Annotated in this window: 15 protein-coding genes and 1 riboswitch; of the genes, 12 read left to right on the top strand and 3 right to left on the bottom strand. The window is 40.3% G+C overall.

Features of this window, described 5'->3' with window-relative positions:
- Window positions 1-8: 8 nt before the first annotated feature.
- From thiQ to thiB, 3 genes are read right to left on the bottom strand one after another with little or no spacing between them, the layout of a single operon-like run.
- Window positions 9-719, bottom strand: a complete 711-nt coding sequence (gene thiQ, locus PSF67_RS00370; RefSeq protein ID WP_272530213.1) for a thiamine ABC transporter ATP-binding protein ThiQ — start codon at window positions 717-719, stop codon at window positions 9-11.
- Entirely contained in the window at window positions 712-2,316 is a 1,605-nt protein-coding gene (gene thiP, locus PSF67_RS00365; protein WP_272676331.1) for a thiamine/thiamine pyrophosphate ABC transporter permease ThiP, read from the bottom strand. The genes thiQ and thiP overlap by 8 nt, the downstream gene beginning before the upstream one ends.
- A complete protein-coding gene (gene thiB / locus PSF67_RS00360) occupies window positions 2,292-3,296 on the bottom strand; it encodes a thiamine ABC transporter substrate binding subunit (protein ID WP_102137812.1) in 1,005 nt (334 codons plus the stop codon). The genes thiP and thiB overlap by 25 nt, the downstream gene beginning before the upstream one ends.
- Before the next feature lie 58 nt (window positions 3,297-3,354).
- A riboswitch (TPP riboswitch) is annotated at window positions 3,355-3,452 on the bottom strand.
- Window positions 3,453-3,564: 112 nt separating this feature from the next.
- Between thiB and rppH the strand changes: the two genes are divergently transcribed.
- From rppH to recD, 12 genes are all read left to right on the top strand, one after another.
- Complete coding sequence (gene rppH / locus PSF67_RS00355; RefSeq protein ID WP_004908658.1) at window positions 3,565-4,098, top strand: RNA pyrophosphohydrolase; 534 nt, start codon at window positions 3,565-3,567, stop codon at window positions 4,096-4,098.
- Between the two features lie 3 nt (window positions 4,099-4,101).
- Window positions 4,102-6,348 (top strand): phosphoenolpyruvate--protein phosphotransferase, encoded by a 2,247-nt coding sequence (gene ptsP / locus PSF67_RS00350; protein WP_195697673.1) that lies wholly within the window; start codon window positions 4,102-4,104, stop codon window positions 6,346-6,348.
- 178 nt (window positions 6,349-6,526) lie between these two features.
- Window positions 6,527-7,423, top strand: a complete 897-nt coding sequence (gene lgt / locus PSF67_RS00345) for a prolipoprotein diacylglyceryl transferase (protein WP_004908663.1) — start codon at window positions 6,527-6,529, stop codon at window positions 7,421-7,423.
- Window positions 7,424-7,542: 119 nt separating this feature from the next.
- Window positions 7,543-8,394 (top strand): thymidylate synthase, encoded by an 852-nt coding sequence (locus PSF67_RS00340; protein ID WP_102137809.1) that lies wholly within the window; start codon window positions 7,543-7,545, stop codon window positions 8,392-8,394.
- 333 nt (window positions 8,395-8,727) lie between these two features.
- Window positions 8,728-9,213 carry a prepilin-type N-terminal cleavage/methylation domain-containing protein gene (locus PSF67_RS00335; protein ID WP_102139963.1) on the top strand — a complete coding sequence of 162 codons (486 nt, stop codon included), beginning with the start codon at window positions 8,728-8,730 and terminating at the stop codon, window positions 9,211-9,213.
- Window positions 9,207-9,812 carry a prepilin peptidase-dependent protein gene (locus tag PSF67_RS00330; protein ID WP_272676329.1) on the top strand — a complete coding sequence of 202 codons (606 nt, stop codon included), beginning with the start codon at window positions 9,207-9,209 and terminating at the stop codon, window positions 9,810-9,812. The genes PSF67_RS00335 and PSF67_RS00330 overlap by 7 nt, the downstream gene beginning before the upstream one ends.
- On the top strand, window positions 9,809-10,249 hold the full coding sequence (locus PSF67_RS00325) for a DUF2509 family protein (RefSeq protein ID WP_102139961.1): 441 nt from the start codon (window positions 9,809-9,811) through the stop codon (window positions 10,247-10,249). Before PSF67_RS00330 ends, PSF67_RS00325 begins: the two co-directional genes overlap by 4 nt.
- On the top strand, window positions 10,249-10,635 hold the full coding sequence (locus PSF67_RS00320; protein WP_102139960.1) for a prepilin-type N-terminal cleavage/methylation domain-containing protein: 387 nt from the start codon (window positions 10,249-10,251) through the stop codon (window positions 10,633-10,635). Before PSF67_RS00325 ends, PSF67_RS00320 begins: the two co-directional genes overlap by 1 nt.
- Window positions 10,613-13,987, top strand: coding sequence for an exodeoxyribonuclease V subunit gamma (recC, locus tag PSF67_RS00315; protein WP_272676327.1), 3,375 nt, complete (start codon window positions 10,613-10,615; stop codon window positions 13,985-13,987). The genes PSF67_RS00320 and recC overlap by 23 nt, the downstream gene beginning before the upstream one ends.
- A gap of 17 nt (window positions 13,988-14,004) precedes the next feature.
- Window positions 14,005-16,902, top strand: coding sequence for a pitrilysin (ptrA, locus tag PSF67_RS00310; protein WP_272676325.1), 2,898 nt, complete (start codon window positions 14,005-14,007; stop codon window positions 16,900-16,902).
- Complete coding sequence (gene recB, locus PSF67_RS00305) at window positions 16,899-20,507, top strand: exodeoxyribonuclease V subunit beta (RefSeq protein ID WP_272676323.1); 3,609 nt, start codon at window positions 16,899-16,901, stop codon at window positions 20,505-20,507. Before ptrA ends, recB begins: the two co-directional genes overlap by 4 nt.
- Complete coding sequence (gene recD / locus PSF67_RS00300; protein ID WP_195697667.1) at window positions 20,507-22,354, top strand: exodeoxyribonuclease V subunit alpha; 1,848 nt, start codon at window positions 20,507-20,509, stop codon at window positions 22,352-22,354. The genes recB and recD overlap by 1 nt, the downstream gene beginning before the upstream one ends.
- The last annotated feature ends 25 nt before the right edge of the window (window positions 22,355-22,379 follow it).

The following is a 22,379-nucleotide window of genomic DNA, read 5'->3' as shown; positions in this document are numbered from 1 at the left end:
ATACAGTGTTAATTATTGGCAGCGGTGGTGATACTCAGTAACGCAGATGCCTCACTTTGCCCCTGTAATAGTAATTGAGTATCGCCATCGTAGGCGATTTTCCCCTCTGCAATAACCAGTGTCCGTGGGGCAATTTGCAGGGCATCATCGACATTATGGGAAACCATTAATAACGTGATTGATTTTTCCGCACAAATTTCCTTAAGTAATAACAGCATTTCTCGGCGTAATGCAGGGTCGAGAGCAGAAAAAGGCTCATCAAGCAGTAAAATTGGTTGATTGCGGATCATGCAGCGTGCCAATGCTGCGCGTTGGCGTTGTCCCCCCGACAATTGAGCCGGTAACCTATCTAAGCACTCACTCAGGCTGACTCGGCTCGCCATTTGTTCAACTAGCTGAATTTGCGTTCTATTAAGGCGCAAATTGGGTTGCAGACCCAGACCAATATTTTGCCGGATAGTCAGGTGTGAAAATAAATTATTTTCTTGAAATAGCATGGAAACAGGGCGCTTAGCAGGTGGCGTGAAGGTATGGTCTTCGCCATTGAGCACAATCTTACCGCTATTGGGAAATTGAAAACCGCTAATTAAACTTAATAACGTACTTTTCCCTGCACCACTTGGCCCCATGACTGCCACAGACTCACCGGACTGAACAGAAAAATCAAATGACATTGTCAGGTTGTCATATTGGTAATCTAACTGAGTCAATTTAATCATGATGTTTTCCTGAAATACGTTCAATCAAGCTGAATAAGCAAAAGCAAAGTAATAACAATAGCATGGCCGTAACAGCCCCATCGTTCGACCGATAAGCCCCTATTTGCTGATAAAGATAATAAGGGAGCGTGCGGAAGTTATCATTGCCAAATAACGCGACGACACCAAAATCACCAATTGAGATAACACAGGCAAATGCGAGCGCTTGGGCGATTGGTTTACGCAGTGCTTTAAGTTCAATAATTCGAAAACGATTAAAACCCGAAATGTCGAGTGATTGGCACAATGGGTTATAGCGTTCAGCGCTGTCTCGCATGGGGTTTTCTAATACTTTTAACGCGTAGGGGATAGCTAACAAAGCGTTTGTCATGATGACTAATGGGTAAGGGGATTCAGGTAAGCCTATCGTTTCATTAAAAAAGATAAAAAAACCTGTCGCGAGCACGATACCGGGCATGGCTAAAATAATTAACCCGCTAAGTTCTATGGCTTGCCCTAGACGAGCAGCTTGGCGTAAGCGCAATTCACGACTGCTCCATAACAACATTAAGGTGAGCGCCACACAGACAGCGCCCGCACATAGTGCAATAAACACCGAGGTTGCCGTGGCTTGCCATAAGGCAGGTTGCTGCAGTACCGCCCAAAGTTGCCCATTTAAGCCATCAAAAATAACAGCGAACAGCGGGGGAAGTAGCAATAACATGGCAGCGATAATGAGCAGCAGGTCACGAATACGCCGAAATGCGTTATCAGCGGGGTCAACCCATTGCGCTTGTTGGCTAAAACCCACTGAAAATACACTATTTACTCTGTGGCAGATAAACATTAAACCGACACAGAAAAATAGCTGGATGAGCGCCAAAAGGGTGGCTCGTCCTAAATCAAAATCATAATTAAGTGCTTGGTAAATCGCCAATTCGATGGTGGTTGCTGCCGGGCCGCCTCCCAGAGCCAGAACCGTCGCAAAGCTGGCAAAGCACAGCATGAAAATTAATGCGGCAGTGGGTAATATTTGTCGCCGTAAATAGGGCCATTCTAAAATAGTGAATTGCTGCCACTCATTAAACCTCAGTTGTGCTGCAATCTGCCGTTGCTCAATAGCTATATTCTCTAAAGATTGCAATAGCATACGTGTTGCCAGTGGCATGTTAAAAAATACATGCGCTAACAAAATGCCTTTTAGGCCATAAGGTGAAAAGGTGTAATCAAGCCCCAGTAATTGACAAAGTTTAGCTAGCCAACCCGTCTGCCCGTAAACCGATAAAATACCAAATACGGCAACTAACACCGGAAGAACCAATGTCATTGCACATAGGCGTAAAAATAGAGTTCGCCCAAAAAAACGACGGCGATGCAGTGCTCTTGCGAGAAAAATAGCAGGGATCACAGAAAAAATAGCAGATAAAAAAGCCTGCCAGAAAGTAAAACCAATTACATGCCACAAATAGCTATCGCTGATAATGTCAGCCACTGAAATTTCAGGTGCAAAAAACCACAGCGCACCAAAACTAATGAGTGCAACCGTAATCAGTAAACCGGAGGCCAACGCCCCCGGTAGTAAAGACAAATTAATCAGCGACTGACGGCGGCTTGCCATAAACGAGTCCAGTTTTGGCGTTCTTTTGCAACTTCTTGAGAACTAAATTGTAAGGCTTTTTCAGGTAGAGGTAACTGGTTGTATACCTCAGGTAAGGGAATATCAATGACCGGATACATCCAGTTAGTCGTTGGCAAGGTGTTTTGGAAATCAGGTGTTAAGACAAACTGTAGGAATTGCTTGGCGAGCTCCGGTTGTGGGCTATTTTTCAGCCTTGCTGCCACTTCAACTTGCATATAGTGACCCTCATTAAATAATGCCGCTGCATAGTTATCTTTTTGGTCATTAAGCATTTGGTAGCCCGGTGATGAGGTGTAACTGAGTACAAAATCACCTTCTCCTTTTAAGAACAGGCCATAAGCTTCACTCCAACCTTTAGTGACGGTAAGTGTTTTGCCTGCCATTTTTTGCCATGCATCCGCAGACTTGTCGCCATACAGTTTTTCAATCCATAGCATTAAGCCAAGCCCCGGAGTGCTGGTGCGAGGATCTTGGTAAATAATTTTCCAATTATTATCACTATTTAATAATGCATCCATACTTGCTGGGGGATGTTTAATTTTATTAGTGTCATATATAAATGCAAAGTAACCATAGTCATAAGGAATGAAGGTTGAGCTATCCCACGAAATAGGCAGTTTCAATGCAGTGGTATCAATGTCAGCGGGGGCAAACAGGCCTGTTTTTTCAGCAGAATCTAATAAATTATTATCTAACCCTAAAATCACATCTGCTTTGCTTTTTTTCCCTTCCATTCTGAGTCTGTTTAGCAGCGCTACGCCATCTCCCAGCGCCACTATTTTTAACTCGCAATCGCACTGCGCTTCGAAATTCTTTTTAATTTGAGGGCCGGGGCCCCACTCTGCTGCAAAGGAATCATAGGTATAAACAGTAAGCGTTGGTTTATCAGCCCATGCTAATTGGCTTAAACTGAGTGCACTAAAGGTAAAAATCGATGCTATAATTTTGTTTTTAAACATGCTTTTTCCTGCGCTAAAAGATAGTGACACAGGATTTGAGGAGAAACCGGTGCAGATATGCAGACGGCGGCTCAAATCCCTACGCCGGTATTAACCGGATCAGGTTCTACGGGTTAGTTCTCAGCCTAAATAAATTCGGCACCCCGTTGAGATGTTCACTATTGTAGTGACTTCAGACATATCTGCAAACTGTATTGATATAGGTTTACCAGTTTAGGTATGTGTGAAACAATTAGGCATCTTTCAAATTTGGTTATTGAGGTAGTCTGTGATTGATGATGATGGCTACCGCCCGAATGTAGGAATTGTAATTTGTAATCGGCAAGGGCAAGTTTTATGGGCCCGCCGCTATGGTCAGCACTCATGGCAGTTTCCTCAAGGAGGCATCAATCCCGGGGAATCGCCGGAACAGGCGATGTATCGTGAGCTATACGAAGAAGTCGGGCTACAGCGTAAGGATGTCAGGTTATTGGCATCTACCCGTAATTGGTTACGTTACAAATTACCCAAGCGTTTGGTGCGTTGGGATACAAAACCTGTTTGTATTGGGCAGAAACAGCGTTGGTTTTTACTTCAACTTCAATGCAATGATGCCGATATAAACGTGCAGCGCAGTAAATCGCCAGAATTTGATGGCTGGCGATGGGTCAGTTATTGGTATCCTGTTAGGCAGGTGGTTTCTTTTAAACGTGAAGTTTATCGGCGTGTTATGAAGGAATTTGCCCCTGTTGTTATGCCTCTGCAGGAACAAAAATTACCACAACGACCCACTTTTAATAACCGTAGGCGTGGAGCAAAGTAGCCTATGTTGATGCGTTTACGTGAAATTGTCGAAAAAGTTGCAATGGCGACAAGTTTGACTGATGCGCTAGAAGTGTTGGTGAATGAGACTTGCAAAGCAATGCGAACAGACGTTTGTTCCATTTATTTAGCTGATCACCCTCGCCAATGCTATTACTTAATGGCAACCCGCGGGTTAAAAAAACCTAGCGGGATTGCTATTCGCCTAGGGTTTGATGAAGGTGTCGTGGGTGCCGTCGGGCGCCAATCTGAGATGCTCAATCTAGCCGATATTCGTGAACATCCTCAATATAAATTCCTGCCTCAGCTTAAAGAAGAACAGTTAAGAGCTTTCTTAGGTGTCCCCGTGGTCTATCGCCGCCAATTATTAGGCGTGCTGGTGGTACAGCAGCGGGAAAAACGACTGTTTAATGAAACCGAAGAATCTTTCATGGTCACGTTGTCGATGCAACTCGCTGTGATCTTGTCACAAGCTCAGGCAAAAGGTATTTTTGGGCAATATCGACAAAACAGAATTAAAGCTATCCCTGTATCTCAGGGAATTTCAATGGCTTATGGGTGGCAAGATAGCTCCCAACCCTCTTTAGATAGTATTTTCCAAGCCAGTGCCATTGATATCGACAAAGAAAAGCAACGCCTTGTCACTGCCCTCGAAAGTGCTACCGCGGAATGTCGTCGTATTAGTAAACGTTTTATGGCTAGCTCTGCAAAAGAAAGTGCAGCAATATTTGATCTCTATAATCATCTACTTAGCGACCCTCAGCTAAAAAAACACCTATTTGCTGCCATTAATGACAACGCAACCGCTGAATGGGCGGTTAAAACGGTCATTGAAAATTATGTAGAGCAGTTTTCTCGCCTTCGTGACCTCTATTTAAGAGAAAGAGGGGCTGACTTAAAAGCCTTGGGGCAACGTTTATTATTTCATCTTGATGATTCACTGACCGCAAATGAACAGTGGCCAGAGCGTTTTATTTTAGTTGCTGATGAATTAAGCGCTAGCGTATTGGCTGAGTTACCTATTGAGCAACTTGCTGGTGTGGTCGTGCGTGACGGAGCAACACATTCTCATTCTGCGATTTTAATCAGAGCCATGGGGATCCCTGCAATTATGGGGGCAGATATTGAGCCTTCGCTGTTACATAATCGCCATTTAATATTGGACGGCTATCGTGGTGAGCTCTTTATTGAACCTGAGAACTTAATTGTTCAGGAATACCAGCAAATTATTGAAGAAGAAAATGTCATTAGTCGCTTAGCAGAAGGGACTCTTGGGCAAGATGCAACACTTAAAGGTGGCGAACACGTTCATATTTACCTTAATGCGGGTTTAAGTCCGCGTTACGAGCAACAAATTAACACAGGGGTTGACGGTGTTGGCTTGTATCGTACTGAACTGCCTTTTATGCTGCACAATGGTTTTCCCTCGGAAGATGAGCAGAAACAGCTCTATAAGGAAGTTTTACAACTCTTCCCAACCAAACCGGTTGTGTTAAGAACCCTTGATATAGGAGCTGATAAACAGCTGCCATACATGCCAATTAGCGAAGAAAACCCAAGCTTAGGCTGGCGTGGTATTCGTATTATGTTAGACCAGCCCGAGATTTTTTTGATTCAGCTAAGGGCGATGTTACGGGCGAATATGTTTTCAGGTAATTTACGTATTTTATTACCGATGGTGACCAGTGTTAATGAGATAGACGAAGCCATTTTGTTGGTTAAAAGAGCAAGAGACGAAGTGAGTATTTTATTAAAAATGCCCGTTGAGATGCCCCAAATTGGTATTATGCTTGAAGTTCCTTCTTTGCTATTTTTATTACCGGAAATAAAAAAACGCGTTGATTTTATCTCTATTGGGACTAATGACTTTACACAATATTTACTTGCTGTTGACCGTAATAACACCCATGTAGCGGCACTATATGATAATCTTCACCCCTCAGTTGTGCGCTTTTTAGCAAAAGTAAGTGAAGAGTGCCAACGCCTTCAGCTTCCTGTCAGTGTTTGTGGGGAAATGGCAGGGCAGCCACTTAGCGCAATGGTATTAATTGCTCTAGGGTATCGCTCCTTAAGTATGAGTGGGCGTAGTGTTCCTCGCATGAAATATTTAATCCGCCAGCTTGATCCAGTCTTGATGTCGCACTTAGTACCGAAATTATTGGCTGCGGAAACGAGTGATAGTGTCAGGCTAGAGGCGAGTGAATTTATGGAGCAACACCATTTGGGCGGTTTTGTACGTGGTGGGATTTAACTTACAACAAGATGTAATTAGTTAAGATGTAAGTAGTTAATTTGGTTTAGTTCGAAAAATATCAAGTATAAATGACTATACTTTTTGTTGTATGCTTCAGGGGACTTTACACATTGAAGTCTGTTGAATACGTAATAGTCGACGAGTAGTTGGCTTAATGATTAAAAAGTGGGGAACAATGAGTAACAACTACTTAGCATTTCCAGAAATAGATCCTGTTATGTTCTCGATTGGGCCAGTATCGTTACACTGGTATGGCTTTATGTACCTTGTTGGCTTTGTTTTTGCCCTTTGGCTAGCAGGACGTCGCGCTGCAAAACCCAATAGTGGCTGGACAAAAAATGAAGTAGAAAACTTGCTGTACGTTGGCTTTGTTGGCGTATTCGTCGGTGGTCGGTTAGGTTACGTTTTCTTTTATAATCTCCCTGTTTTTCTTGACGATCCTTTATATCTATTTAAGGTTTGGGATGGTGGTATGTCCTTCCATGGCGGCCTAATCGGTGTGATATGTGCCATGATGTGGTTTGCTCACCGTACTCGCCGTCGTTTCTTGCAAGTATCTGACTTTGTTGCACCATTAATTCCATTTGGCCTAGGTATGGGTCGTATTGGTAACTTTATTAATGGGGAGCTATGGGGACGAGTAACACTCGATACGCCATGGGCATTTTTATTCCCTCATTCACGCAGTGAAGATATTCAACTTGCCGCCCAGGACCCTTCGCTATTACCCATATTAGAGCAATACGGTGTGCTACCAAGACACCCATCACAGCTTTATGAAATGTTCTTAGAGGGGATTGTTCTGTTCCTTATCTTGAACTTATTTGTGCGTAAACCTCGCCCAATGGGGAGTGTTTCCGGGCTATTCTTGATTGGCTATGGTGCATTTAGGATTATTGTTGAATTCTTTAGGCAGCCAGACGCACAGCTTGGTTTATTTGGTGGTATTAGTATGGGGCAAATTCTGTCAATTCCGATGATTATCATTGGAATTCTAATGATTGTTTGGGCTTACAAATATGGTAAAAATGTGCCGGCCCATAAGCCACTAAAAGAGCCTAAAAAGAGTTAATAAGTACAATTACTGGGGCTAACTTAGTCTGCGGAATATAACTATTTTGTAAATAAAGCAATGAAGTACAACAAGACAAAGGTTAGCCACTTAAGTTATTTTTTTAAAAGAGAGTCACTATGAAGCCGTATCTTGATTTATGCCAACGTATTATTGATGAAGGGCAATGGGTTGAAAACAAACGAACAGGAGTTCGTTGTTTAACCGTTATTAACGCTGACCTTGAATATGATGTTGGTAATAATCAATTCCCCTTGATTACGACTCGTAAAAGTTTTTATAAAGCAGCAATAGCAGAGCTTCTTGGCTACCTTCGCGGCTATGATAACGCAGCCCAGTTCCGTGAAATTGGTTGTAATACCTGGAATGCGAATGCAAACGAAAACCAAGCATGGCTGAATAACCCCCATCGTAAAGGTGAAGATGACATGGGGCGCGTCTATGGCGTTCAAGGGCGCTCATGGCAACGTCCAGACGGTACGCACTTAGACCAATTAAAAAAAGTCGTCAATAACTTAAAAAATGGAATTGATGACCGTGCTGAAATCATCACTTTTTATAACCCGGGTGAATTTGAAATGGGCTGTTTGCGTCCCTGCATGCATACTCATACTTTTTCACTATTAGGTGATACACTACATTTAACATCTTATCAGCGTAGTTGTGATGTTCCGCTTGGCCTAAATTTCAACCAAGTACAATGCTTTGTTCTACTTGCTCTAATGGCTCGCATTACAGGGCATAAAGCTGGCAAGGCTTATCATAAAATTGTGAATGCGCACATTTATGAAAACCAATTGCCTTTGATGCGTGATGTCCAGCTGAAACGTGAGCCTTTTGCTTCCCCTTCATTGGTTATTAACCCCAAAATTAAGTCATTAGAAGACCTCGAAACATGGGTAACTTCAGATGATTTTACCCTCGAAGGGTACCAGTGCCATGAAGCTATCAAGTATCCATTTACTGTTTGATTAGCGAATATATTTTTTACTAAGATGGTTTTATCTAAAAGCCATCTTAGTCTTGTTTTTTACATCTCACTATTTCCCCCTTTATTGATTCCATCACTCTTTATTGATTCCATCGCCTTGATGAATTCTATCTTGGCTCATAAGTAATTTACTTTCTTGTATTTACTTTGAATTAACTATTTTTTTGCGAAGCGCTTCGCAGACCGAGTTGTATTTATATGAATCTCTTTATTTTGTTGCGAAACGTTATGCAGTTTGCAATGACAAGCCTCGCTATACCGGTTTTTTTTGGCAATCTCTGTCTTGCGTATGAAAAAGTGAGGTCACAACAAGATGAAAGTTGAATCAAATACAACACAGCGTGGTTTCACCTTAATTGAAATTCTGATTGTTCTATTTATCTGTTCTTTGGTCATGTTGTCTGGTTTATATCAATGGCAGCAGCAGGTAGAAAGGCAGCGATTAATCGACGCAGCTAGGCAAGTATCAGAGTTTATTTATAGTCAAATGACGGAAGGTGTCTATTTAAATAGGTACCAAATATTATCGGTTAAAGTTGGGGTAGGTGATTGGCAGCTGATTGTTAAAGATGCAAATAACAAGCAAGAGGTTGGCAAACTGACAGCAGAAAGGCATCGAGGAATAGAGCTCTGGAAAGCGAGCCGGACGTCAATTCAGCTGTATGGGAAGCAGGGGACTATTCGTGCTTTCAGTATAGGGCTAAAAAATCAGCATGAGCAGATCACAATTTATATCTCTTCATTAGGCCGCATTAGAAGCTGTAGTCATAAAAAAATGACTGGAGTGCCTAAATGCTGAACTCCTTAAATCACGATAAATTTAAAAAACAACGAGGCTTTACACTGATTGAAATGTTGATGGCAATGGCAATCAGTAGCATTGTCTGTGTATCAGCGATGAGTGTCATCCCTACATTATTTAAACAAACCTACCGAGCTTACATTCAATATCAAATAGACAAAGATATAAGGCAGACATTAATAAACATGGAAAAAGATTTTAGAAGGATTGGTTACTGCGGTAGCTTAGATTGTGGAAAAGAGCCTTTAAAAATTACATCTAAGTTTTTAAGCCGAGGAAATAATTCATGCATTATTTTTGCCTATGACCAAGATTTATCGGGTAAGTGGGAGGACATTAAATCTAAGTCGATAGAGTCTGATTATTTTGGGTATCGGTTAAACAATGAAAAATTAGAGTCTAATCGAAATGTCAGAGATTGCGATGGAACGCGTTGGCAATCGCTATTTGATGAGAAGCTAATCAAAGTTACAACATTAGCATTTGGTTGGCAGGAAAATACCCAATTACTTGAAATGAAAATAAATCTTAAGACAGATTTGTTGCCCAACCAAACGTTTAATTATCAAATAGCAGTCTTGGTTAGAAACTTATGAAGAATATAGCGCAACAACAGGGAAATGCCTCTCTACTTATGGTTATTATTTTTATCACAATAGGCTCATTATTGATTAAATCTGTGCATTTTTTCCAAGAGCGGGCTCGGGATGATCTGCGTAAGGAAATTAAATATTTCGATACTTTTAATAAAGCAGAATCAGCTCTTTCATGGGGGGCGACATTGCAATGGGATAGTAAACAGAGAGGGTTAAAGAATTGGGTTTGCCAGAAAGAGAAAACTCAACAGTGGAAAAGCTGCTTAAAACATTATAAAGGGGCGACTTTTTTGCTGTCGGGACAAAGCCATTATCGTCTAGGAAATGATATTAAAGTTTATCGATGGATGGTATTAGATGCAAATAAGCAACAGCTTTTTCCCCGTAAAAATGGGTGGTTAGATTATTGCCCAGTGGTAAAAAAAGGGTTTTGCTAGTGAAAATAGAACAGCAAGGATTCGCATTAATAGAGGCAATGATTGGCGTGGTTATTTTTGCTATTTCATTGGTAGCTTTGGTAAACTATTCGCAATATATCATATTGAATTTTAATCAATTGTATATGAATTCTTCAGCGGTTAGGGGATTGCATAGTACATTAGAAAAGAGCGCAATGTTAACAGCATCAATATCTGGGGAGAAAAATTCTGCCATGGACCCAGATTTGCGTTACCCTGAATGGAAAATACAAGCAACTCGTTTACCGCAGGCCGATAATTGTACTGAGTTAGTGGTATCGTTAACAATAAAAAAACAGCCATTTTCATTAAGTCGTTGGTATTGCTCAACAGGAGAGCACTATGTTTCAAGTGTATCATTCTAATCAATTAGATTTATTAAAAGATCTAATGACTCATTTAATGAAAAATGAACCACTTTCTCACCCTTTTGAGCAAGAAATAATTTTAGTACAAAGTCCTGGGATGTCACAGTGGCTGCAAATCGAACTTGCTAAACAGTTTGGTATTGCTGCAAATATTAACTATCCCTTACCGGCAACATTTATTTGGGACATGTTTAGGCGAGTCTTACCGGATATTCCAAAAGAAAGTGCTTATACCAAACAAGCAATGACATGGAAACTCATGACAATACTGCCAACAGTCATTGACGAGGACGAATTTGAACCTTTAAGGCATTATCTTCAAGAGGATGCAGATAAACGTAAACTTCATCAGCTTGCTGGTAGGGTTGCCGATTTATTTGACCAATATTTAGTTTATCGCCCACAATGGGTCGAAGTATGGCAAAGGAATGAACTAGTAGAGGGTCTAAGTGAAAATCAACTGTGGCAAAAACGTTTGTGGCAATGCCTTGTTGATTATTCAAATGAATTAAAACAGCCGCCTTGGCACCGTGCTAATTTATATCAACATTTTATTGGTACATTGTCATCGACTCCTGATTTAGGAAAAATGCTGCCTAAACGTATTTTTATTTGCGGTATTTCATCTCTCCCGCCTGTTTATTTACAAGCTCTCAATGCAATAGCAGAGCATACAGATGTTCACTTAATGTTCACTAACCCCTGTCGTTATTATTGGGGAGACATTCAGAGTGCGTCATTTTTAGCTAGATTACAGCAAAGAAAGCTGCGACATTATCTTGATAAACATGAAATTTCTCGCTTCAAATTTGAAGGACAGGTTCCTGATTTATTTAATGAAAATGGTGAGCAGGACATTGCCAATCCACTACTTGCATCGTGGGGGAGGCTTGGCAGGGACAATTTATATTTTATTTCTCAAATCGATAGCGCTAATGAAATATCAGCCTATGTTGATACTGAACGAGTCAATTTATTAGAGAATGTCCAGCAAGATATTTTAGATCTTGAAAACCACGCTCAATTAGGGACAACATTAGAAAATTATGAAACGAGTCTTGGTAAACGACCGATCAGTGAGCTAGATGATTCGATAACATTCCATTTGTGTCATAGCGCACAGAGAGAAGTTGAAATATTACAAGATCATTTGCTTTCTCTGTTTGAGGAAGACCCATCGCTAACACCGCGTGATGTGATAGTCATGGTTGCAGATATTGACAGCTATGCACCGTATATTCAGGCTGTTTTCGGTAATACAACATCAACTCGATATATCCCCTTTTCAATTTCAGATAGGAAAGCACTACAAGCTCATCCCATTTTACAAGCATTTATTATGCTACTTGACTTACCTCAGAGCCGTTTTTCAACGGAGCAAGTTCTCAGCCTACTTGAAGTTTCTGCATTTTCTCAACGTTTTGGTATTGATGAAAGTGAATTAGGCTTATTACGCCGCTGGGTTAATGAATCAGGGATCCGCTGGGGGCTTGATGACGATAATGTACGTTCTTTCGCTTTACCAGTGATAGGGCAAAATACATGGGAATTCGGTTTAAGTAGGATGTTGCTTGGCTATGCAATGGATAGCAGAAATGGACCGTGGAGTGGTATTTTACCTTATGATGAATGTAGTGGTTTAGCGGCTCAACTCGCTGGGAAATTAGCATTATTAATCAACACACTTAGAGAATGGCGTTCTTTACTAGCACAAGAACGTCCACTTGAAGAGTGGAAAGAGCTTTGCCAACAACTACTTAATAGCTGTTTTATGGTTGATGGAGAAACTGAACTCGTTCTCGCACTATTGACGGAACAGTGGCATCAAATCGTTGATAATGCGATAACTTCAGGATATGAAGAACAAGTGCCATTGCGTTTAATTCGTGATGAGCTTTCAGTTCGTTTTGATGATGAAAAGATTAGTCAACGTTTCTTGGCGGGGGCTGTTAATTTTTGTACGTTGATGCCAATGCGTTCAGTGCCATTTAAGGTTGTGTGTTTATTGGGAATGAATGATGGGGCTTACCCGCGAAATATACCACCTTTAGGGTTTGATTTGATGGCTGAAAAGCCTGTTCGTGGAGATAGAAAACGCCGGGACGACGATAGATATCTATTCTTAGAAGCATTGAATTCAGCATCTAAGCAACTGTATGTTAGCTATATTGGGCTTTCTATTCGTGATAATCAGCCTTGTAATCCATCGGTATTAGTGACTGAATTAATTGACTATATTTGCCAAAGTTTTTGTCTAATTGGCGATGAAACCTTGAACATAGATGAAAGTGCGAAACGATTAAGGGGACATCTGGTCATTCAACATAATAGAGTCCCATTCGCAAAAGAAAATTTCTTACCAGAAACGCTTTATCAGAGCTTCGCGAGTGAGTGGTTACCTGCCGCAAAAACAACAAATAAAGTTGATGAGCCATTTTGTTCAGTACTTGAAATACGAGAACCCATTACTGAAATTTCGTTAGAACAATTATTACGTTTTTATCGTCATCCGATTAGGGCATTTTTTCAACAGCGTTTGAAAGTGCATTTCTCTATTGAAGAAACTGAACTGCCAGAAGAAGAACCGTTTAACTTAGGTCGGTTACAACGATATAAAATTAATGATCAAATTTTAAATTTACTTGTCAAAGATAAAAGTATTGAGCCTTTTTATTCTGCTTTAAAGGCATCGGGCCAGCTGCCAGCCAGACAATTTGGTCAACTTTTCTGGGAACAGCAGTTGAATGAGATATCGCCATTAGCTGAAAAAGTTAAAGAATATGATATGCAGCTATTTGATTATCCATTTGATTTTCAGTTAAATGGGGTCAAAATTACAGGTGTACTAAAAAATGCTCATGAAACAGGAATAGTACGCTATCGTCCGGCTTACTTAACTGCTAATGATGGGGTACAGCTATGGGTGGAGCATTTGCTATTTAACTCGCAAATAGGTGAAGGGGAAAGCCTTGCACTAGGAAGAGATAATAGTATTTGGCAGTTTTCCGCTATTAGCAAAGAAAATGCATTGGCTTATCTACAAGATTTATTTGTAGGCTATTGCGAAGGGTTTAATTCCCCACTAATTCTTCTTTCTCAAAGTGGTTGGAGTTGGGTTAAGGCTTGTTTTGATAAAAAGACAAAAGAGTACGATTTTTCGAGCGAAGAAATTCAACAAAAAGCATTATCTGCTTTGCTCCAAAGCTTACAAGGAAGTCAGATGCAAAAAGGCGAGATGGAAGACGACTATGTGTCAAGAGTTTGCAGAAGCATTGATGATGCGATGATTAAATCTTTGTTATCAAACACTCAACGGTTTTTATTACCGATGACAAAATACTTGAAATGACAGGAGAGCAACAAAGGATGCAATATTTATCCAAAAATATCGCTCATCTATTTTTATTACTGATAATTTTTTTCGGCGGCCAAGCGGTTGCAGCACAACCACTTTGGCAAGTTTTGCCTGAAACAGTAAATAAAAGTGAAAGTGACCCTAGGGAATACAAAGCCATCAAACTCAGTAATGATATGACGGTTTTATTAGTATCAGATACCAAAGCAACAAAATCATTGGCTGCGGTATCGATACCTGTTGGTAGTATTGAAAACCCAAATAGCCAATTAGGGTTGGCTCATTATTTAGAGCATATGGTTTTAATGGGATCCAAAAAGTACCCAGAGCCAAGTAGTTTCTCTGAATTTTTGCAAAAACACGGTGGTAGCCATAATGCAAGTACCGCTTCTCATCGTACTGCTTATTACTTTGAAGTTGAAAATGGAGCACTAAAAGAAGCGACGGATAGGCTTGCAGATGCATTAGCTGAGCCACTTTTAGACCCGATTAATGCGGACAGAGAACGTAATGCAGTTAATGCAGAACTTACAATGGCACGCTCTCGTGATGGGATGCGTATATGGCAAGTACGTTCTGAAACATTGAACCCATTACACCCGAACTCACGTTTTTCTGGGGGGAATTTAGAGACTCTGAAAGATAAACCTAATAGCAAACTACAAGATGAGCTCGTGGGTTTTTATAAGCAGTATTATTCTGCAAACCTAATGAATGCAGTGCTTTACGGCGACCAATCTATTGAGTCATTAGCGAATATTGCACAGGAAACATTTGGGCGTATACCTAATTTTAATGCCAGTGTTCCGGCTGTTAATACCCCTGCGGTAACGGATAATGAAAAAGGCATTATTATTCATTATGTGCCAGCTCAACCACAAAAAGCCATACAAATTGAATTTAGCATTAAAAATAATATGGCAGATTTTCGCAGTAAAAGTGACAACTATATTAGTTACTTAATTGGTAATAGAAGCCCAGGAACATTGGCGGATTGGTTAATATCGCAAGGGCTTGCTGAAGGTATCAGCGCCTCTGCCACTCCAAATTTAGATAGAAACTATGGCTCATTCTCTATTTATGTCACGCTGACAGATAAAGGGTTACAAGAAAGAGACGAAATTATCGCAGCTATCTTTTCTTATCTTGAGTTAATTAAGAATGATGGAGTTAATAAAAGCTACTTTGATGAAATAGCAAAAGTTCTTAATTTATCATTCCGTTATGGTTCAATTGTCAGGGACATGAACTACATTGAATGGTTATCAGACCAAATGATTGATGTTCCAGTTAATCATGTTCTTGACTCAGATTACATTGCTGATAAGTATGACCCTGAAGCGATTAAACAGCGTTTATCAGAGCTCACTGCGCAAGAGGCGAGAATTTGGTTTATTAGTCCAAATGAACCGAATAACAAAAAAGCCTACTTTGTTGATGCACCGTATCAAGTTAATAAAATCACAGCAAAACAATTTAAAACCTGGGCAAGTTTAGAATCTAAAATGAATTTTAAATTGCCTGCTTTAAACCCGTATATTGCTGATAATTTATCACTAATTAAAACTGATAAGGCTTATAAACACCCCGAGCTCATCTATCAAGATGGCAATACACGTGTGTTATATATGCCAAGTCAATATTTTGCAGATGAGCCAAAGGCGAGTATCACCTTATCATTACGTTCTAACCAAGGTGATAAAGACGCTAAGCAACAAGTCACGGGCTCTTTATTACAATATATCGCTTCATTGAAAATGGATGAACTGCAATATCAGGCATCTGTAGCAGGCATGTCTGTCTCTGTTTCTCAGGGAATCGGTCTGCAATTAAATGCTAGTGGTTACACCCAACATTTACCTGAACTCTTTTTATCCATGACAAAGCTATACCTGAATTTTGAGCCAACGGAACAAGAGTTAGCTCAAGCGAAGTCTTGGTATAAAGAGCAAATTGAAGTTGCTAATAATGCGAAAGCTTATGAGCTGGCCATGCAACCGCTTCAGCGTATTAATAGTGTGCCTTATTTTGAGCAAGAACAGCGTTTAGCCGAGCTAGATAAAATTTCATTGCAGGACATCACTAACTACCGTGAAATGGTAGTTAAAAGTGCCGCATTACAAGCGCTGGTCTTTGGTAATATGACTGAATCGCAAAGCATTAAAACTATTAAAGATGCACAGCAATTATTAAAGAGCGAAGGTACCAATTGGTGGCGTGGTGACATTGTCGTTATTGACAAAAATTACCTAGCAGATTTCCACAAACAGGGGAATAGCTCAGATAACGCACTTGCTGAAATCTTTATCCCAGACGGTTATAGCCGCATTGATGGTGCAGTATTATCAGGTATTCTTTCTAAAGTGATTCAGCCTTGGTTTTATGACCAATTAAGAACCAATGAGCAACTGGGTTACGCAGTATTTGCTTTTAAAGCAGGGCTGGGGGATCAGTGGGGAATGGGCTTTTTAATTCAAAGTAATGCTAAAACCCCGAGTTACTTAAATACTCGTTACCAACAATTTTATCTTCAAGCATTAGAGAAACTGAAAAAACTACCGATAGATGAGTTTAATCAATATAAACAGTCTATTATCACAGAGATGAACCAACCACCTCAAACATTCTATGAGGAAGTAGGCCGTTACTCATCTGATTTTTCTAGAAATATTTTCAGTTTTGATACACGTGAAAAAGTTATTGCAACTTTAGGGACCGCAACGAAAGAACAAGTCATCGAGTATTATGAAAATGCGGTTATAAAGCACAAAGGATTAGCAGTTAGCTCCCAAGTTATAGGCCAAGGAGTTGATACTAAAGTGGGGTATGCTCATCTGAAAGATTGGGTGCTTTACTCGACAGCTTCTCAGTTGCAAAAGATTTTACCAATAAAGGAAGATGCTGAGTGAATAAAGTGCAGGTAGAGTCCCAATTACTGAATGTTTTTTCATTGCCTCTGCGTGGACAGCGGTTAATTGAAGCATCTGCAGGAACGGGTAAAACATACACAATTGGTATACTTTATCTGCGGCTTTTACTAGGTCTGGGAGGTGTTAATGCGTTTCCTAGGCCGTTAAGTGTTGAAGAGATTTTAGTTGTGACATTTACTGAGGCTGCGACGAATGAGTTACGGGGACGTATTCGTCAACGTATTCATGACATGCGCTTAGTTTGCTTAAGAAATGGTGTTGGTTTCGAGTCGCAGCCTGAGTACCTTGAATTATTAGCCGAGCTTTCGGGGGAGTCCCAAAGAAAATTCGCTGCGCAATGGTTGCAGGCAGCGGAAAGGCAAATGGATGAAGCGGCGATATATACTATCCATGGTTTTTGCCAAAGAATGCTAGTTCATAATGCATTTGAGTCGGGAGTATTGTTCGAACAAACAATGATTCAAGATGAATCTCCGATTCAAAAACAAGCCTGTGCAGACTTTTGGCGCCGTCATTTTTATCCTCTGAATTACTCCATGACAAAAGTCATTCAGTCACTGTGGAATAGTCCCGAAGCATTGCTTTCGGAGATTAAACCTTTCTTACAGGGTGATATTCCTTTAATTATTAACCAACCGAAACAAGTAGAAACTCTAGAAGAACGGCATCAGCGGCTAATCTTGTTAATTGAGTCAGTTAAAACGGCATGGTTAGAAAATTCAGCGGATTTTGAGAAACTCATCGCTGAGTCAGATGTTGATAAACGAAGTTATAGTACTCGTTTTCTACCCGCATGGTTGATAAAAATTGGCGAATGGGCTCAAGAAGAAACAGAAGATTATCAGCTGCCTAAAGATCTTGAACGCTTCTCACAAACGGTACTACATAAAAAATCAAAAAGTGGCTCAGGGCCAGAGCATGTTGTTTTCCAAAGAATAGATGAGCTACTTTCTCAATCATTAACCCTAAAAGATCTAATTATTCCACTGGCAATTTCAGAGGTGAGGTCAGCGATTAGTTTTGAAAAACATAATCGTGGTGAAATGGGATTTGATGATTTATTGACCCGTTTAGATAGTGCTCTTGCTCAAGAGAGTGGAAAGTTTTTAGCTCAAGCTATCAGCCAACGTTTTCCCGTTGCGATGATAGATGAATTTCAAGACACGGATGCACAGCAGTATCGTATTTTCCAAAGAATTTATCGAGAAGTTAATGACAGTGCATTACTTTTTATTGGCGACCCTAAACAAGCTATTTATGCTTTTCGAGGCGCTGACATTTTCACTTACATTGAAGCAAAAAATGAAGTTAGCGCTCACTATACATTAGAGACTAATTATCGCTCATCACAAAATATGGTTGAAGCTATTAATCATCTATTTAGCCATTGTCAGTCACCTTTTATTTTTGAACAAATTCCTTTTCAACCCGTTAATTTCGCTAAGCAAAATAGCGGTAGAAAACTTATCCATAATGGTGAAGAAGTCAACGCGCTTACATTTTGGAAAATGGAAGAAGAAGGTGTCTCCGTTGCTGAATATGAGCAAGCAACAGCTTCACAATGTGCAGTACAAATCGCACAATACTTGCAAGGTGGCTTGCAAGGTAGTAGCTATTTTGACAATAAAGGAACGCATACTCCTGTCGAAGCTTCGGATATTACTGTGTTGGTGCGCAGTCGGCGCGAAGCCGTATTAATTCGTGATGCTTTAAATCGGTTAAATATCCCTTCGGTGTTTCAATCTAATCGGGAGAGTGTATTTTCAACGTCAGAAGCTAGGGATTTATTGTGGTTACTACAGGCAGTTTTAACACCTGAAAAAGAACGTGTTTTGCGCAGTGCATTAGCGACAGGAATATTGGGTTTAACCGCTAAACAAATTGATGACCTAAACCATGATGAAAGGTCGTGGGAAAAAATTGTAGATGAATTTGCTCGTTATGCCGTGGTGTGGCAAAAACGAGGCGTGCTCCCCATGCTTAGAATGGTCATGGCGCAGAGGCAAATTGCAGAAACATTATTATCAGGCACCGACGGAGAGCGTCGCTTGATGGATGTGATGCATATTGGTGAATTACTGCAAGAAATGTCATTACAACTTGAAGGTGAGCACACACTAATCCGTTGGTTAGCGCAACAAATAGCCCATCCTGATCATCAATCTGACGCACAGCAAATGCGTCTTGAAAGTGATAAACATTTGGTGCAGATCAGTACCATACATAAATCTAAAGGCCTTGAATACAAAATTGTATGGCTGCCTTTTGCGAGCAATTTTTTACCTCAATCTAAAGGCTTATATCACGACAGAACAGATTATGGGGTACGGCTAGATTTAAATGATAGCGAAGAAAATGTCGCTTTAGCTGACGAAGAACGCTTGGCAGAAGACCTACGTTTATTATATGTGGCACTCACAAGGGCTATTTATCACTGTAGTGTCGGTATTGCACCATTAATTAAAGGTAACAGGAAAAAAAGTGGTGAAACCGATTTACACTTATCTGCACTGGGTTACGTTATCCAAAAAGGGCAAGCTGGTGATTACCAACTCTTAAACGAGATGTTGGCTGAAATTAGCAATGACGTTATTGATGTTGCAGTGATTAATCAACCTAAGTCGGAACGCGTATTATTAGAACAAAATGGTCGTGTAAACTTATCCGCAAGAGCAGTGACTCGTCATTTTAATGACCACTGGCGTGTTACTAGCTATTCGGGGTTAAGTTACGGTTCAAGCCATACTGAAGCAGAAGAATCAGTTTCAGCATTGCAATTTGCGAATTCATTATCCCCGAATATGGATATTGAGGCTAGTGTTGATGTAGAGCAGCAGGAAGACGAGTCTTTGACCCTAACTCCTCATCAATTTCCTAAAGGTGCGTCACCAGGAACATTTTTACATAGCTTAATGGAAGAGATTGATTTTAGTGAACCAGTTTCTCAAGAATGGTTGGCTGAAAAACTTGAATCCTCAGGGTTCGACTTACAGTGGGCACCAATGCTGCAAGAATGGCTACACGCAATTGTACATGCACCACTATCAGAAGACGGGTTATGTTTATCTGCTTTACGGCCTCAAGACCAATTAGATGAGATGCAGTTTTATCTGCCTATTGAGTCAATGTTGAGTGCAGGCCATTTAGATAAAATAACACATCAATATGATCCATTATCACAACGTTGTCCTCCACTAAGTTTTGAGAAAGTTCAGGGAATTTTAAAAGGGTTTATTGACCTCACCTTTTACTGGAAAGGTAAATTTTACCTTCTTGATTATAAGTCAAATTATCTAGGGGAAGACGCTAGCTTTTATACCCAAGAAGCGATGGCTGAAGCGATGATAGACCACCGCTATGATTTGCAGTATCAACTATATTCGTTGGCGTTACATCGTTACCTAAAGCAAAGAATGCCTAATTATGATTATGAAACCCATTTTGGGGGTGTCTATTATTTATTTCTAAGGGGGGTAGATGATGTTAACTCCAGTAACGGTATTTTCTTTTATCGCCCTATAGAAGCGTTTATTGAAGCGTTAGATAGCTTATTTAAAAATGTTCAACAAGGGGAACCCGCTTAATGAAATCCCTATTTAATCAGGCTATTGAGCTACGTATCTTTACACCTCTTGATGTGCAATTTGCTTACAGTATTTCTGATGATAAGCACCCGATAGTGCTTATGATTGCCGCACTTCTTAGCGCAGAAACTATGGCTGGGCACGTTTGCTTAGCATTGGCAGATGTTATACCTGAAAAGTTATTTGCAGGAAGGCATCCTGAATTAGCCGCTGAATTTTGGCAAAAAATGGGAGAGCCGAGCGAACAAGTACTTTATCAAACGCTCAAACAAGCAAATGCAGTGTCGCTATCAACAGAAAACCAGATCTCGCCTTTAATACTTTCAGGGGAATACTTATATTTTCAACGGATGTGGCAATATGAGCAATATGTTGCAAAGTTTTTCTCTAACACATCAATAGAAAAGCAAAATAATGCCCAAATCAAGGAAGTACTAGATAATTTATTTCCTACTACTGATGATATTGATTGGCAAAAAATTGCAGCAGCAGTTGCCGTAACCAGCAAGGTGTCAATCATATCAGGGGGGCCAGGGACGGGAAAAACAACAACGGTTGCACGTATCCTTGCCGCATTAATTAAGCTTGAAACCAAACTTCACCACAAAATTAGAATAGAGCTGGCTGCTCCAACTGGTAAGGCGGCAGCTAGGTTGACGGAATCTCTTGGTGAAGCGATGAAAAAGATGCCTTTAACCGATGAAGAACGCGCTGTTTTGCCTAATCATGCAAAAACATTACACCGTTTATTAGGGGCTCAACCTGAAAGTCAGCAGTTTCGTTATAACCGAGACAACCGTTTATCTCTTGATGTACTCATTGTTGATGAAGCCTCAATGGTAGATTTACCCATGATGAGTAAATTACTTGAGTCACTGCCTGAAAATGCAAAATTAATATTTCTAGGTGATAAAGATCAACTTGCTTCTGTCGAAGCGGGTGCTGTGTTAGGGGATATTTGTCAGTTTGCTGATAACGGTTATAGTGTGGAAAGGGCATCTCAACTTTCGGCGCTAACAGGATATTCAGTTGCAGCTTACGCATCACCAAGCGGCCCAATTATTCGTGATAACCTATGTTTATTGCGTAAAAGCTACCGTTTTTCTGCAGACTCAGGGATTGGCCAACTCGCTTTTGCTGTAAATGAAGGGAATGTTTCTCGAGTTCAACAATTACTAAATCAACAACGTCCAGATGTGCATAGTTATATTCAAGAAACAGCGGATGATTACGCGAAAATTTTATTAGATGCCGCTGAAAATTATAAGGAATATCTACTTGCGGTTAAAGATAAAGAAGATCCTGAGCAAGTTCTGAAAAAATTTAACCAATATCGGTTACTAACGGCTCTGCGGGAAGGGCCTTTTGGCGTTATTGGCCTTAACGATAAATTAGAAAAATTATTTCATAGGCAAGGGATAATAAACCGCCCATATAATTTATTGAATAAACACTATGCAGGCCGACCAATTATGATTAGTCGTAATGATAGCCCATTAGGACTTTTTAATGGGGATATAGGCATCATTTTACCAGATGAAGAAAATGCACTGAGAGCCTATTTCCAATTTCCAGATGGGTCTATTCGTGGAGTACAACCTAACCGGCTTCCACAGCATGAAACAGCTTATGCAATGACCGTTCATAAATCACAAGGTTCGGAGTTTGCTCATACCGCATTGGTTTTACCAAATGTATATTCTCCAGTGATGACACGTGAGCTTGTGTATACAGCGATAACTCGAGCTAAAAAAGAGCTATCTCTTTACGGTAGCCCAAAAGTATTACGTCGAGCCGTTGAAACGCCAACTAAGCGACGGAGCGGTTTAGCGACCCAATTAATGTAACTAACTTATTTGTAAGTTACGTGAA

Origin of the sequence: Providencia sp. PROV076 (assembly GCF_028483405.1) — a bacterium.
Lineage (GTDB): Bacteria > Pseudomonadota > Gammaproteobacteria > Enterobacterales > Enterobacteriaceae > Providencia > Providencia huaxiensis.
The sequence above is the reverse complement of the archived record's forward strand: the minus strand, read 5'-3'. Positions and strand labels throughout refer to the sequence as shown.